General features: G+C 67.0%; 13 protein-coding genes and 1 tRNA gene. 2 read left to right on the top strand and 12 right to left on the bottom strand.

What is annotated here, in order from left to right:
* Nucleotides 1-6 precede the first annotated feature (6 nt).
* The 7 genes from A5760_RS06790 to A5760_RS06760 form a co-directional block, all read right to left on the bottom strand.
* Complete coding sequence (locus tag A5760_RS06790) at nt 7-930, bottom strand: potassium-transporting ATPase subunit C (RefSeq protein ID WP_064878960.1); 924 nt, start codon at nt 928-930, stop codon at nt 7-9.
* A 1-nt stretch (nt 931) separates the two neighbouring features.
* Complete coding sequence (gene kdpB, locus A5760_RS06785; protein ID WP_064878957.1) at nt 932-3,082, bottom strand: potassium-transporting ATPase subunit KdpB; 2,151 nt, start codon at nt 3,080-3,082, stop codon at nt 932-934.
* Nucleotides 3,082-4,752, bottom strand: a complete 1,671-nt coding sequence (gene kdpA, locus A5760_RS06780; protein WP_064878956.1) for a potassium-transporting ATPase subunit KdpA — start codon at nt 4,750-4,752, stop codon at nt 3,082-3,084. The genes kdpB and kdpA overlap by 1 nt, the downstream gene beginning before the upstream one ends.
* Nucleotides 4,753-4,842, bottom strand: coding sequence for a potassium-transporting ATPase subunit F (locus A5760_RS06775; protein ID WP_064878954.1), 90 nt, complete (start codon nt 4,840-4,842; stop codon nt 4,753-4,755). It abuts the gene before it with no gap.
* The gene (locus A5760_RS27650) at nt 4,839-4,922 is read right to left on the bottom strand and encodes a potassium ABC transporter ATPase (RefSeq protein ID WP_100882449.1); all 84 of its coding nucleotides are present in this window, start codon (nt 4,920-4,922) and stop codon (nt 4,839-4,841) included. Before A5760_RS27650 ends, A5760_RS06775 begins: the two co-directional genes overlap by 4 nt.
* Nucleotides 4,923-5,279: 357 nt before the next feature.
* On the bottom strand, nt 5,280-6,809 hold the full coding sequence (locus A5760_RS06765) for a sensor histidine kinase (protein WP_064878951.1): 1,530 nt from the start codon (nt 6,807-6,809) through the stop codon (nt 5,280-5,282).
* Nucleotides 6,806-7,579, bottom strand: coding sequence for a response regulator transcription factor (locus A5760_RS06760; protein ID WP_064878948.1), 774 nt, complete (start codon nt 7,577-7,579; stop codon nt 6,806-6,808). Before A5760_RS06760 ends, A5760_RS06765 begins: the two co-directional genes overlap by 4 nt.
* Nucleotides 7,580-8,281: 702 nt before the next feature.
* On the opposite strand from A5760_RS06760, the gene A5760_RS06755 reads away from it, so the two are divergent.
* Nucleotides 8,282-9,634: a PPE family protein gene (locus A5760_RS06755; RefSeq protein WP_064878944.1), complete on the top strand. Its 1,353-nt coding sequence runs from the start codon at nt 8,282-8,284 to the stop codon at nt 9,632-9,634.
* Nucleotides 9,635-9,746: 112 nt separating this feature from the next.
* Here A5760_RS06755 and A5760_RS06750 read toward each other — a convergent pair whose 3' ends face one another.
* The 4 genes from A5760_RS06750 to A5760_RS06735 form a co-directional block, all read right to left on the bottom strand.
* Nucleotides 9,747-10,031: a WXG100 family type VII secretion target gene (locus tag A5760_RS06750; RefSeq protein ID WP_007771417.1), complete on the bottom strand. Its 285-nt coding sequence runs from the start codon at nt 10,029-10,031 to the stop codon at nt 9,747-9,749.
* Nucleotides 10,032-10,075: 44 nt separating this feature from the next.
* On the bottom strand, nt 10,076-10,372 hold the full coding sequence (locus A5760_RS06745; protein ID WP_007771418.1) for a WXG100 family type VII secretion target: 297 nt from the start codon (nt 10,370-10,372) through the stop codon (nt 10,076-10,078).
* A 159-nt stretch (nt 10,373-10,531) separates the two neighbouring features.
* The gene (locus A5760_RS06740; protein ID WP_064878941.1) at nt 10,532-11,695 is read right to left on the bottom strand and encodes a PPE family protein; all 1,164 of its coding nucleotides are present in this window, start codon (nt 11,693-11,695) and stop codon (nt 10,532-10,534) included.
* Between the two features lie 58 nt (nt 11,696-11,753).
* The gene (locus A5760_RS06735; RefSeq protein ID WP_064878939.1) at nt 11,754-12,656 is read right to left on the bottom strand and encodes a PPE family protein, SVP subgroup; all 903 of its coding nucleotides are present in this window, start codon (nt 12,654-12,656) and stop codon (nt 11,754-11,756) included.
* A gap of 353 nt (nt 12,657-13,009) precedes the next feature.
* On the opposite strand from A5760_RS06735, the gene A5760_RS06730 reads away from it, so the two are divergent.
* A tRNA-Leu gene (locus A5760_RS06730) sits at nt 13,010-13,083 on the top strand.
* A 245-nt stretch (nt 13,084-13,328) separates the two neighbouring features.
* On the opposite strand, the gene A5760_RS06725 is transcribed toward A5760_RS06730, so the two are convergent.
* Complete coding sequence (locus tag A5760_RS06725) at nt 13,329-14,516, bottom strand: serine/threonine-protein kinase (protein ID WP_064878937.1); 1,188 nt, start codon at nt 14,514-14,516, stop codon at nt 13,329-13,331.
* Nucleotides 14,517-14,595: the final 79 nt, after the last annotated feature.

Raw genomic sequence — 14,595 nt, 5'->3', positions numbered from 1 at the left:
TCGGCGCTAACTCGTAACCGGATACCGGTGGTCGAGTTGCAGATTTAGTTGCAGCACATTGACGCACGGTTCACCGAAAAACCCGAGGCCGCGGCCGCTGCTGTGCTGCGCGACCACGGCGCGCACCTGATCTGCGCTGACGTGACGCACTTTGGCCACCCGCGCCACCTGGATATCGGCATAGGCGGGTGAAATGTTGGGGTCCAGGCCGCTGCCGCTCGCGGTCACCGCGTCCACCGGCACCGCCGGATCGGCCGGCGCGGCGCCGCGGATCGGCACGATCTGCCCGATGGTGTAGTCCTCGTCGTACTTGGCACATTCGACGCGCACACCCTCGTAGAGGGCAAGGAACGGCGTGGTCGTCGACCCGCACGGCTCGTTGACGCTGACCACCCGGGTCGGGTGGATGACGTTGCCGCGTCCGTCGCGCGGCCCGATCACCGACAGCACCGCACCCACGCCGCCGCCCGTGCAGAACGGCCGCGACCCATCGACTCCCTCCAGCTTGCCCACCGCGGCGCTGCGTGAGCACACCGTCGTCAACAGGCTCGGTTTGAAACCCGCGTCCGACGCGGACTTGCCGGCCGCCAGTTGCGACGGATCGGCGGGCGTGTCGACCACGCTTTCCGGCCCCAGGTTGCTGCCACCCGACGACGTCGGGTCATACCCGGCGCCGGCCGCCGAGGGGCGGCTCTGGAAGTACTGCGGCAGTGCGTTGCCGTCCTTGTCGGTGAACGACTGGCCGATCAGCCTGCTACCCACCGGCTTTCCATCGGCGGCCAGAATCGACCCTTCGGCCTGGTCACGCAGTCCGGGAAACTGTGCGACCACCCAGATGAACAGCGGGTAGGCCAGGCCGGTGATCACCGTCAGCACCAGCAGCGTGCGCAATGCCGCCCAATGGAGGCGGACGAAATTCGAAAACGTCATGTCAGGACATCCCTGGGATGAATTGGACGATCAGGTCGATCAACTTGATTCCGATGAACGGGGCGACGATACCGCCGAGACCGTAGACGTAAAGGTTGCGGCTCAACAGCTTTGACGCGCTGCTCGGCGTGTACCGCACGCCGCGCAGCGACAGCGGGATCAGCGCGACGATGACGACCGCGTTGAAGATGACCGCGGACAGGATCGCCGATTGCGGGCTGTGCAGCCGCATCACGTTGAGCAGATCCAGGCCGGGGAACAGTGCGACGAACATCGCCGGGATGATCGCGAAGTACTTCGCGATGTCATTGGCAATCGAGAAGGTGGTCAGCGCACCCCGGGTGATCAGCAGCTGCTTGCCGATTTCCACGATCTCGATGAGTTTGGTGGGATCGGAGTCCAGGTCGACCATGTTCCCGGCCTCTTTGGCGGCCGACGTGCCGGTGTTCATCGCCACACCCACGTCGGCTTGAGCCAGGGCGGGCGCGTCGTTGGTGCCGTCGCCCGTCATCGCGACCAGCTTGCCGCCCGCCTGCTCGCGCTTGATCAAGTCGAGCTTGTCCTCGGGCGTGGCCTCGGCCAAGAAGTCGTCGACTCCGGCCTCGTCCGCAATCGCCTTGGCGGTCAACGGGTTATCGCCGGTGATCATCACCGTCCGGATGCCCATCCGCCGCATCTCGTCGAACCGCTCGCGCATGCCCTGCTTGACGACGTCCTTGAGATGGATTACGCCGAGCACCGCCACCTCGCCGTCGCGGCTTTCCCCGACCACCAGCGGGGTGCCACCGCCGGCCGAGATGCCGTCGACGACCTCGCCGAGCTGCTCGGGTACTTTACCCCCTCGGGCGCGTACCCATTCCGCGACCGAACTCGCCGCACCCTTGCGCAGCAGTTGACCGTCGAGGTCGACACCCGACATCCGGGTGGTGGCCGAAAACGTCACCCATTGGGCCTTGGACAGCTCACCCGGTGTGCGCGCACGCAGCCCGAAGTGCTGCTTGGCGAACACGACAACCGAACGGCCCTCGGGTGTTTCGTCGGCGAGGCTGGACAACTGTGCGGCGTCGGCCAGCTGTTCGGGGGAGACTCCGTCGAGCGGGATGAACGCCGCGGCCTGCCGGTTGCCCAGCGTGATGGTGCCGGTCTTGTCCAGCAGCAGGGTGTTGACGTCGCCGGCGGCTTCCACCGCCCGCCCAGACATGGCGAGGACGTTGCGCTGCACCAGACGGTCCATGCCGGCGATGCCGATGGCCGACAGCAGCGCGCCGATCGTCGTCGGGATCAGGCACACCAGCAATGACACCATCACGATGCCGGTGACGCCGCTTGCGTTGAGCGCCTGGCCATCCGGGACGCCGGGGTTGTTCGCCTTGGAGTAGATCGCCAACGGCTGCAAGGTCGCGACGGCGAAGACGAAGATGATCGTCAACGCGGCCAGCAGGATGTTCAGTGCGATCTCGTTCGGGGTCTTCTGCCGGTTGGCGCCCTCGACCAGCGCGATCATCCGGTCGATGAAGCTCTCTCCGGGCTTCTGGGTGATCTTCACGACGATGCGGTCGCTGAGCACGGTGGTGCCACCGGTGACGGCGGAACGGTCGCCGCCGGACTCGCGGATCACCGGCGCGGACTCGCCCGTGATGGCCGATTCATCCACCGAGGCAATGCCTTCCACGACGTCACCGTCGCCTGGGATCACCTGACCCGCCTCGACCACGACGATGTCGCCCCGCTGCAACTGCGGCGCGGCGACCGCTTCCTCGATCGCGGTCGCGCCGGGCGCCCAGTCTCTGAGCCGCCGGGCCATGGTCTGGGTCTTGGCGCGGCGCAACGTTTCGGCCTGCGCCTTGCCCCGGCCCTCAGCCACCGCCTCGGCGAGATTGGCGAACAACACCGTGAGCCACAACCAGATCACGGTCACCCAGGCGAACCACGTTGGATCGACGATGGCCAAGGCGGTGCTCCAGGCGGCGCCGATCTCCACGATGAACATCACCGGGTTGCGCCACAGGGTGCGTGGGTTGAGTTTGCGCAGGGCGTCCGGTGTGGCCTTCCAGAGCATCTTCGGGTCGAGCAGTCCGCCCTGCACCCGTTTTCTGCCGGTGGACACCGCCGGCTGGGTCCGCTCGGTGGGGTGGATCGCGGTCGCGGTCATCAGTGGATCCCTTCAGCGAGAGGCCCGAGCGCGAGCATGGGCAAGAACGTGAGGGCAACGACAATCAACGTGACGCCGGCGACCATGCCCACGAACTGCGGCCGGTGCGTGGGCAAGGTGCCCGCCGAATCCGGTGTGCTGCCCTGCCTGGCCAGTGACCCGGCCAGGGCCAGCACCAACACGATGGGCAGAAACCGGCCGAACGCCATGGCCAGGCCGAGAGCCGTGTTGTACCAGTCGGTGTTGGCGCTCAGCCCGGCGAAGGCCGACCCGTTGTTGTTGGCCGCCGAGGTGAACGCGTAGAGCACCTCGGAGAGTCCGTGCGGTCCGCCGTTGAGCATGCCGGCCCGCTCGCCGGGCAGCGCCATCGCGATCGCGGTGCCGGTCAGCACGATCAACGGTGTGACCAGGAAATAGCTTGCGGCAAGCTTGATCTCGCGCGGGGTGATCTTCTTGCCGAGATATTCGGGAGTACGCCCGACCATCAGCCCGGCGACGAAAACGGTGATCACCGCCAGCATCAGGATGCCGTACAGGCCGGACCCGGTGCCGCCGGGGGCGACCTCGCCCAGCTGCATGTTGAACATCGCGATCATGCCGCCCAGGCTGGTGAGAGAGTCGTGAGTCGAGTCCACGGCCCCGGTGGAGGTGAGCGTCGTCGCGGCGGCGAACACCCCCGAGTCGGTGACGCCGAAGCGCTGCTCGACTCCCTCCATCGCAGAGCCGATCGAGGTCGGCACGGTCCCGTGGTGTTGGACCTGAAACCACAGCATGAACGTCGTGCTGGCCGTGTAGAGCGTCGCCATCACGGCCGCAATCGCGAAGCCCTGCTTGGTGTTACCCACCATCCGACCGAAGGTGCGCGGCAGCGAGAAGCCGATCACCAGGATCAAAAAGATCTCCAGCCAGTTGGTCCATACGGTCGGGTTCTCGAACGGGTGAGCCGAGTTCGCGTTGTAGAAGCCGCCGCCGTTGGTGCCGAGCTCCTTGATGACCTCCTGGCTGGCCACCGGGCCGCCGGTAATCGTCTGCTGAGTTCCGTTGACGGTGGTGACCATCTGGTCGTGCAGGTGGAAGTTCTGGATCGCCCCGCCGGCGACCAGCAGGATCGCGCTGAGGACGGCGATGGGCAGCAGGATGCGAAGCGTTCCGCGGACCAGGTCGACCCAGAAGTTGCCGAGCTCGCCGGTGCGTTTGCGGGCAAACCCGCGCACCAGCGCGACGGCCACCGCCATCCCGACGGCGGCCGAGACGAAGTTCTGCACCGCCAGGCCGGCCATCTGCACCAGATGGCCCTGCGTGGATTCACCGGAGTAGGCCTGCCAGTTGGTGTTGGTGACGAAGCTGACCGCGGTGTTCCACGCCATCGAGGGCGTCATCTTTGTGGCCGGATCATGCAGATGTAACGGCAGCTTGCCCTGTACCAGCTGCAACACAAACAGGAACATGATGCTGACCGACGAGAACGCCAACACGCTGCGGGCGTAGGCACCCCATGTCTGCTCCGAACGGGCATCGACCCCGATCAGTCGGTAGATCGCCCGCTCGGCATAGAGGTCCTTCTCCGAGGTGTACACCCGAAACATGTAGTCCCCGAAGGGCACGTGGACGACCACCACCGCCGCGACGAGGACGACGAAGAAAAGTACCCCGGCCGTTGTCGTGTTCACTTAGAACCTCTCCGGGAACAGCAGGGCGCCCCCGAGGTAGAGCGCGATGACGATGGAAAGCACCAAGCCGATCGCATTTTGGTAGTTCACAGCCGCTCGACCAACTTCTGAGCCAGGCCGAGTACGGCGAACACCGCCACGGTCAGCACGAGGTAAACCACCACGCCCATCATTTCTCCGTCCCGCGCCGATCACAGTGCATACGAAAGGGACCTCGGTGAGTCAGCCACAGGATGTGGTGATCGCAAGCGCGGCCGGAGCCGGGCGTCGCGGGTCACCACCATCAAGCGACAGTCTCGCCAGCCAAGATCAGCTCGAAATTATCGGGACGTCATCCGTCGGGGCGTTCGATTGACGGTTTCCTAACGGGCGCACACTGCACCTTTACGGTTTCTTAACGCCCCCAGGCGGCCGCATCCGCGCGTCGCCTCACCGCCGCTTCGGCGACCGGGCGAAGGAACCGCCCCGGCCGTCAATCACGTTCTGCGGCAACGACGTCCATGCCCGGCGGGATCACCGTCGGCGAGTTAACGTGGTGTTTTGTCGGCGCTCGAGATCAAGGGCAGCCGCACCCGGAACACCGTGCTGCTCTCGTTGGATTCGGCGGTGACCGAACCATGATGGGCCTTGACGATCGAGCTGACGATGGCCAGACCCAGCCCATTGCCCGAGCCGTTGGATCTCGACTTGTCGGCCCGAACGAACCGTTCGAACAACTTGGGCAGCAGCTCCGCGTCGATGCCGGGACCGTCGTCGGTGACCGTCAGTTCCGCGTAGGGCGCCCCGGGACCGTCACGGCGGCAGGTGATTCCGGTCGTCACCGTGACCCCCGGCGGGGTGTGCACGCGGGCGTTGCTGAGCAGATTGCTGACCAGTTGATGTAACCGGGCGTGATCGCCGCGCACCCAGACCGGCTCCTCGGGCAGATCTTTGACCCAGTGATGCGTCGACGCCGCCACGGTCGCGTCATTCACCGCGTTGCTGACCACCTCGGCCAGGTCGACGTCCTCGGACTGCAGGTCTTGCCCTTCGCCCAGGCGGGAGAGCAGGAGCAACTCGTCGACGAGCGAAGCCATCCGTCGGGCCTCGGACTCGATTCGGGCCAACGCGTATTCGGTCGTCGGCGGCAGCGCTGAACTGTCCTGGCGGGTGAGTTCGGCATAGCCCTGAATGGCCGCCAGCGGTGTACGTAATTCGTGGCTGGCGTCGGTGATGAACTGGCGCTGCCGCAGATCCGAGTCGACCCGATGCGCCAGCGCACTGTCGACGTTGTCCAGCAAGCGGTTCAGCGTGTGCCCGACGATCCCGACTTCATTTTGCGGGTTGGTGTCTTGCGGTGGCACCCGGACGCTGATCCGGTGGTCATCGTCGGTGAGCGGCATGGCGGCGACGCCGGCCGCGATCGACGCCAGCCGGCGCAGCGGACGAAGCGTGTAACCGACCACCCAGATGGTGAGTCCGGCGGTGAGCACCAGCGCCGCCGCGGTGAGCACGATGGTGGTGAGCTGTTTGCGGGCGATGATCCGGTCGGCGAGGTTCTGCGACACCCCGACCACCAGGACGTCGGACCCGGCGACGGTGCTGTCGACGCGGTAAGGCCCCAGCCTGCCGAGGATTTCGGTGCGCGGCGGCCCGTCACTCCACGTCTGTGCTTGCAGGTCGCGGACGACGTCGGCCGGCGCGGATTTCGGTTCGTCTTCGGAGAAAACCGCAGACCCGATCACGGTGCCGTTGTGCAGCACGGCGATCAGGTTTCCGGGCGTCTCTCCGGTGAATTCCAGCATCGCCTGTGCGATGGGCGGGGTGCCGGGATGCAGCGAGACATGTTCGCCGTTGCGGTATTTGGTGTACTGGTGGCTGAACGCGTCCAGGGACTCGGCGACATCGGCATCGCTCATGATGTTGACATAGCCGCGCAGGCTGAGCACCGAGACGATCCCGACCGTCACCAGCACCACGCTGACCACGGCCAGCACCCCCAACAGCAGTTGGCGCCGTAGCGAATGGGGGAACCACCGGGGAAAGACCCCGGGGGTGCTGTCTGTGTCTCGGGTCATTCCGCCGGCCGCAGCATGTACCCCACACCGCGGACGGTATGAATCATCGGTTCGCGCCCGGAGTCGATCTTCTTCCTCAGGTACGAGATGTAGAGATCCACGATGCTGGTGCGGCCGGCGAAGTCGTAATTCCAGACGCGGTCCAGGATCTCGGTGCGGCTCAGGGCACGGCGCGGATTGCGCATGAGGAAGCGCAACAATTCGAATTCGGTGGAGGACAGCGATATCGGGTCGCCATCACGGGTGACTTCCCGGCTGGCGCTGTCGACCTTGAGGTTGCCGACCTTGAGGGTTTCGGCCGTCGGCGTGGGCTGCTGGCCGGAGCGGCGGAGCAACCCGCGCAGCCGGGCGACCAGCTCCTCGAGGCTGAACGGCTTGGTCATGTAGTCGTCGGCGCCCGCGGTCAGACCGGTGACGCGGTCCATCACCGAGTCGCGCGCGGTGAGGAAGAGCGTGGGGGTATAGGCATCGGATTGGCGGATGCGTTCCAGGATCCGCAATCCGTCCACGTCGGGAAGCATGATGTCGAGGACGAGGACGTCGGGGCTGACCCGGTCGAACTTGGCCATGGCCTCGCGCCCGTTGTGGGCGATGTCGACAACCCAGCCTTCGTAGTGCAGCGCCATCTTCACCAGATTGGTCAGCGCCGGCTCGTCGTCGACCAGCAAAACCCTGATGGGTGACCCGTCGGCACGGTAGATCCTGGGCAGCTGCCCCAGGATGGCTTGGCGTGGGCGTTGCGCGCCTGAGTACCCCGACATTGCGGTCATGCTCCTACATTCTGGCAAGCCACACACAGGACTGTCACGGAGTTCATAGAATTCTCAAATGTAGGCCTGTTCGCCAGATCACAGGCGGTGCGGCTCAAATATGTGTTCTCTATGTGCCGCGTGTGTCGCCTTGAGATGAATCGACATCCGAAAAATACTGAAATGCAGAGTCGTTGGCTTGACGGACGCGATCCCGTACATGGTCGCGGTCGCCAAACCAACGGTGCCAGAATCGATTTCATCTAAAGCGCAACCGCTGCGGTGCAGCGAATGTCGTCGATTGATCAAAACGTGCGCACGACGGCGGGGGACGACGGTGTCCCGATCTGCACAACTTCCAAGTCACATCGTGTTACGAATAGTGGTTCATTGACATGTTTTTCGTGGCGCAGCGCGTTTGCGCGAAGCCCCAAACATTGAGCGCGGTGCCGACCCGGATCCGCTGCGACGCCCCGACGCGCACGACGGTGGGCATCGCGGATACGGCGCATCCCTTCCCCGGCGGGCGTCGCGTTTCGGGCCGCAGAACGGGCGTCGACCGGGGAGCCAACGGTTCGTCCTTACCCGCCCGTGCCGAATCGGCCGCGCACGACGCGGGACCGCACGGCCGGCGGGCGCCATGCGGCGGCTGAGTGACCGCGGGCCGGCGCTGTTCGTCGCGTCCGGCCGGTCCAGCAAACTTTTCTAGGATTAAGGAAGACAATGGATTTCGGCGCATTGCCCCCGGAAATCAACTCCGGGCGGATGTATCTGGGGCCGGGCCCCGGGACGCTGCTGGCCGCCGCGGCGGCGTGGGACGCACTAGCCGCCGAGCTGAGCGCCGCCGCCGGCGGATACGAATCGGTGATTGCCACCCTGACCAACGATTGGCTGGGTCCGACGTCGATGTCGATGGCGGCCGCCGTCGCGCCCTACGTGTTGTGGCTGCGGGCAACCGCCGAGCAGTGCGAGCAGTCGGGCCTGCAGGCCGCGGCCGCCACGGCCGCGTACGAAACCGCGTACGCGATGACGGTGCCACCGCCGCTCATCGCGGCCAACCGCGCCCAGCTGATGACCTTGGTCGCGACCAACTTCATCGGGCAGAACACCCCCGCCATCATGGCCACCGAGGCGCAGTACGGCGAGATGTGGGCCCAGGACGCCGCCGCGATGTACGGATATGCGGCCAGTTCGGCTACCGCCTCGACCTTCAGCGCGTTCCCGCCACCACCACAGACGACGAATCCCGGCGGCGTGACCGGTCAGGCCGCCGCGGTCGCTCACGCGACCGCGGCGCAGGCCGGCGGCCACGCCCAGACGGCCTCGGCACACGCGATGTCCTCGGTGCCGCAAGCGCTGCAGAGCCTGTCCACCCCGGGCTCTTCTACGAGCACGGGGCTGTCGCCGGCCGCGATGGGCACGGGGGCGTCGCTGGGGTCGTCCGGAGCCTCCGCCCCGATCAGCGCGCTATCGAGTTTGTCGGGTACCAGTAAAGGCGCCACCAAGGGCGCGAGCACCGGGCTGGGGGCCGTGCAGGGCGTCGGCTCCGCGCTCGGCGGTGCCGCGGGATCCGGGGAGGCGGCCGGTCTGGCGTCGGATGCGATCGGGCTGGGTTCCGATTTTGCCGGCCTGGGCGCCGACGGTGCCGGGTTGGGCGGCGACGGCGCTGGAGTCGCGATGGACGTGTACGGCCTGGGACTCGACATGGAGGGTGCCGGTTCGATCATCGGCGCCGAAGGGGGTGCGGCCCCGGGCTTGGGAAGCTTGGGCGCGCTGGGAAGCCTTGGGCCGATGGGGGGACTCGGCGCGACCACCTCGGCGAGTGTGGGCCAAGCGTCGTCGCTCGGAACCCTGTCGGTGCCTCCGACGTGGGCCGAGACGGTTTCGTCCGTCGCGCCGCTGCCGGCTTTCGACGCCGCCGCACCCGGGACGGTGGGCGCGGTGTCATCCCCGGCCAGCGGCACCGGCATTTCCAAGCTGCCGCTGGGCGCGATGGTCGGCCGCGAGTCCGACGGTGGGGCACACCGAATCGGTTTGCGCCCGTCGCTGTTTCCGCGTTCGCCGGTGGCCGGATAGCCGGAGCCCGGCAACAAATCGGGCTTGCGCCGTTGCGGCACAAGCCCGTTCGCTTACCGAAAAACGGGGCCGCACACCAAGTGGTGTGCGGCCCCGGTGTCGAAACGAGGTGTCAGGCCCAGGAGGACCCGACGGCGCTGTCGGTGCTGGCCATGTTGCTGCCCGCGGACTGAACCTTCTGTCCGTGGGAGTTGGCCTGCTCGTAGATGACCTGGAAGTTGCGACCCAACTGGGTGATGAACTCCTGGCATGCCACCGAACCCGCACCGCCCCAGAAGTCGCCGGCAGCAAGCACATCGCGAACGATGGCCTGGTGCTCGGCCTCCAAGGACGCGGCCTGGGCGCGGATCAAGGCACCGTGGGCGTCTACATCGCCGAACTGGTAATTGATGCTCATTTGCTTAGCTCCTTAAAAGTGTTGGGCGACAGCCGCTTCGACTGCTAGCTGCCGAGGATCTGCTGCGAGGCCTGCTCTTGCTGCTCGTAGTTGTTCGCGTCGCGAATCAGTCCGTCGCGCACTCCGTGGAGCATGTTGACGATGTTGCGGAAGGCCTGGTTGACCTGTCCCATGGTGTCGTACGAGGTGGCCTGGGCCTGACCGCTCCAGCCCGAGCCGGCGATGTTCATCGACGACGCCCACATCTTGCGAGCCTCGTCCTCAACGGTCTGGGCGTGCACCTCGAAGCGGCCCGCCATCGCCCGCATCTCGTGCGGGTCGGTCATAAAACGTGTTGCCATGTCGGCTGTCTCCTATCTTGAAGCTTCAGTTCGCCGAAGTCTTAACAGTTGTAATTGATGCGGTGGTGGCCGTGTTGTAAATAGACTACGGCCTGCCGGTTAATTGCTCGCCTCAAATGGGTGACATGTACCCCCTTCTGCCCATATCAGCGGACCCTGTCAGACGACAACCTGTTTGGGCATGACGATCGGCTTGAAGCCGTACCGCGGCCCGGCGCCGTAGGCGCCGGCGCCCTTTGCTGCCCCCGCCATTCCGGGCATGCCGGGCATCGCGGTGACCGGCTCCGCCTCGGCCGCGGCGGTCCAGCCCGAGCCCTCGAGCGGGGCGGCGGCCGAAGCCGCCGCAGTCGCCGGCGCGGCCGCGGACCAACCGGCCGGTACCGAGAGGCCGCCGACCGCGGAGGCCTCGCCCAGGGCCGCCGACGCTCCCGCGCCCGACACCGAGCCCACCATGGTGCCCGGCACCATCCCGCCGGCGAGCGGCGTGACGGAGTCGGTGAGCGCGAACGGGATCGACGGCACGGTGCCCAGGGTGTGTCCCAGGGATACGGCCGTCGGGATGGCGTTCATGGTGAACCATGCCCCGGTGTTGACCCCGCCGTTGATGGCGTTGAAGACCGACGGCGTGCCGAGGAAGTTGTCGATCGAGGACAGGATGCCGGTGGTCTGGAAGGGCAGCGTGGGGTCGACGGCGGCGGGCGCTGCGGCGAGGGGAGCTGCCAACGCCTGGACCGTCCCGCCCGTGGAGTCGGCGGCGAGCGCGGTGCTGTCCGCCGCCCCGGCAGCCGCCGGGTTGGTGGTCGATGCCAGCGGCGTCACGGGCGTCAGGACCCCCGCTGCCGCCGAGGCGGCCTGGTACGCGGCCATCATGGCGGCGTCCTGCGCCCACATCGCCGCGTACTGCGCTTCCGTGGCGGCGATCGCGGCCGAGTTGATGCCCAGGAAGTTGGTGGCCACGAGCGTCGCCAGCAGCGTCCGGTTGGCCGCGATCACCGGCGGCGGCACCGTCGCCGCGAACGCGGCCTCGTAGGCGGCCGCCGAGGCCATGGCCTGCGCGCTCGCCTGCTCGAGCGTCGCCGCCGTTTCGGTCAGGTAGGCGATAATCGGCTGGGCTGCGGCCGCGGCCGCAGCCGAGCCGCCGCCCGTCCACTGCTCGCTGGTCAGCAACGAGGTGATCGACTCCCACTGGGTCGCGGTGCTGCTCACCTCGGCGGCCAGGTTGGCGTAGGACGTCGCGGCGGCCATCAGCGGCGCGGCGCCCGCGCCTGCGTACATGAGCGAGGAGGTGATCTCCGGGGGGATTGCTGCAAAGTCAAGAACCATTGTGTTTCCCGCTCCTTTTGTCTTTGGAATTTGAAGTCTTCGAGGAACTGACCGAGGGCTACACGGCCGTGGGCTTGGGCATGACGATCGGCTTGACGCCGTAGCGCGGCGCACCGAAGCCGGCGCTGTTGCGCGCGGCCGTGCCCATCCCGGGCATCCCCGGAATGACGGTCCCCGTGCCGCCGGCCTGCGGCGCGGCCGCGGTCCAGCCGACCGTCTCGAGCGGCGCCGCACTGGTGCCGACGACCGGGGTGGCCGGGCCGGCCCAGGTCGGGGGCACCGACAAGTTGCCGACCATGGTGGCCTGCCCTGCCGCGGCCATTGGGGCGCCCAGGCCGCCCATGCCGGCCATGCCGCCTCCGGCCATCGGCGCCGTCGTGTCGGCCAGGCCCGCGGCGTCGGCGGCGGAACCGGCGGCGTCGGCGGCGGAGGTGTCGAGCAGACCGCCACCGGCCAGACCCAGCAGGTCGGAACCGGCGGAGGCCCAGTTGCCGCCACCGATGTTCAAGATGTTGGCGCCGTTACTCGAGAGGCCGAAGATCCCGCCGAGCATGTTCGGGTTGGTGCCGTTGCCGGTGCTACCGAGGAGGTAGGAAAGCCAGTCCAGCGGGGTGTTCGACGGCGTGGCGGCAGCGGCGGCGGCGGGACTGGCGGCGCTCGAAAGCGCGGCCTGGCTCGCGTTGATGGCCTCGGTGTCGCCGTAACTGCCGGAGCTGATGCCCAGCGTTTGCGCGTAGTTCTCCAGTTGCGCCTGCGCCTCGGTCGCGATCGCCTGGTACTGGGTGCCGTACGCCGAGAAGACGGCCGCTTGCTGAGCCGACACCGGGTCGGCGGCGGCGGGAGCGATCACCGTCGTCGCCGACGCCGCGCCCGCGTTCTGGGCCGCCAGATTGGTGTTAATCCCGCTGAGCAGTTGCTCTGCGGCTAACATCTCTTCAGTTTGTGTTGTCAGAAACGACATCCGTTGCTCCTAGTGTTGGAACGAGTCGACCCCCGGCGTGGGATCGACCTGTCTGCACGTAAACGGCCCTTATGCGTGTGCGTAAGGTTAATGACCCACAACCTCACGGTCCCTTTCCAAAGGGCAGGGGTTACAGCCGTTTACGGCTTCTTAACGACAAGGGCGGCAGTTTTAACAAGGCCCTGTCGGACGACATCGTGATGTCATCTCGGCGCAGGCGCCGAGAGAGGAGATCGCGCGCGGCGCGCGGATCGTAGCGGACGCCCATTCGGCCCGCATGTTGTACATCTGGCTAATTAGCAACTCGATGCGATGCCACGCGCGGGGCCGCAACGCGCTAGATTCGCCGCCGGGCCCCCATAGCCCAATTGGCAGAGGCAGCGGACTTAAAATCCGCACAGTGTCGGTTCGAGTCCGACTGGGGGCACCGGGTTTGCCGTGCCGGGGGCGGTGTTCCCGTATCGCCGCAGGGCCAAGCCTCAGCAGATCAGTCGGGACGAGTGTGCGGCCGGACCTCATGGTGACCACTTCGCGCCACCGCACGAGATTTTCGAGCATGGCCGCATGCTCGAATCAGCCGGGACCGCAGAGGTTTTAACGGGCGGGGCGGGACGCAATCCAGACGGCAGGCCGGGCAGCACCCTCGTGCCGCACTGCTCCAGGTGGTCGGATCTAATCCCCCCGGCCGCCGCCATTTCCCTTGCCGTGTCCTTTGCCAGGGCCGTGCAAAACCGGTGCCGGAGGCGCTGACGGTGGTGGCGGCGGGGATGGTGGCGGCGCGGCGTTATCAACGGGGATCGGCGCCGGCGTGCTGGTGGTGGCGGGTTCCCCGGGTGCGTGCGAGGACGACGCATCAAGCGCGAGGGCCAACGGAACGAGGATCAGTACGGCCAAGACCGCCAGGACGCTCAGCAGCTTTCTCCTGCGGTTCGTCGTCGGCGAGACCAGTGCCGGGACGAACGTGTTCGTGGGCGAGCCGGGAACCGGCACCTCCAGCACCTTGGTGACCGCGCGCGGCGGCGGGGCGAGGGGCACGGCTGCGGCCGCGGGACGAACGCGGTGGAGCCCGGCGCGCATCTCCTCGGCACTGCCGAACCGCCGGCACGGGTCGTGAGCCATCGCGCGTTCGATCACCATGATCAGGTGGGGGTCGACGTCGGGTCGCAACCCGGCGAGCGGCGGCGGCCGTCCATGCAGAATGGCACCCGCCAGAGCGGCCATGTTCTCCTGCGGGAACGGGCGATGGCCGGCAAGCGCTTCATAGCCCACGACGCCGACCGCATAAAGATCGTCCTCGACACACGCAGGCGCACCGGCGAGTCGCTCGGGACTCAGGTAAGCAATGGTCCCGAGGATGTGGCCGGTCAGGGTTTTGGTGGCCTCCGGAGTCTTGGCGATCCCGAAGTCTGCAACTTTCATGATCTCGCCGCCCGCGGCGGGCAGGATGTTTCCGGCCTTGATGTCGCGGTGCAGGATTTTGGCGCGGTGTGCCGCGGCCAGCGCGGCCAAGACGTTGTCGAGCATGGCGCGGACCCGGTCCTGCGACAGTGGACCACGGCGCACCTCGTCAGCCAGGGTTTCGCCGGGCAACCGCTCCATAACGATGAACGGCCTGCCTGCATGTTCGCCGCTGTCGTAGACCGCGACGATATTCGGATGATTGAGTGCCGCGGCGGCGTGCGCCTCCGCATCAAATCGGTTCCGCATGCCGCTCTGAGCGCTCACCGCCGGATGCAGCAGCTTGATCGCGACCGGCCGGCGCAGTCGGCTGTCCCAGCCGTCACGAACCTCGGCCATGCCACCATGACCCAGCCTGCCGCGCACCTCATAGCGGCCGGCGAGCAACACACGGGTGTTCATTCGCCCTGCTAACTCCGTGCCACTGCGGTCACAATTGTGCCGTCGGTTACCCGAACAGCGACGGCTCAAAACGCGCGCG

The organism is Mycobacterium colombiense (assembly GCF_001665835.1).
Lineage (GTDB): Bacteria > Actinomycetota > Actinomycetes > Mycobacteriales > Mycobacteriaceae > Mycobacterium > Mycobacterium colombiense_A.
Note: the sequence above shows the minus strand (reverse complement) of the source record. Positions and strands in the feature narration are given on the sequence as shown.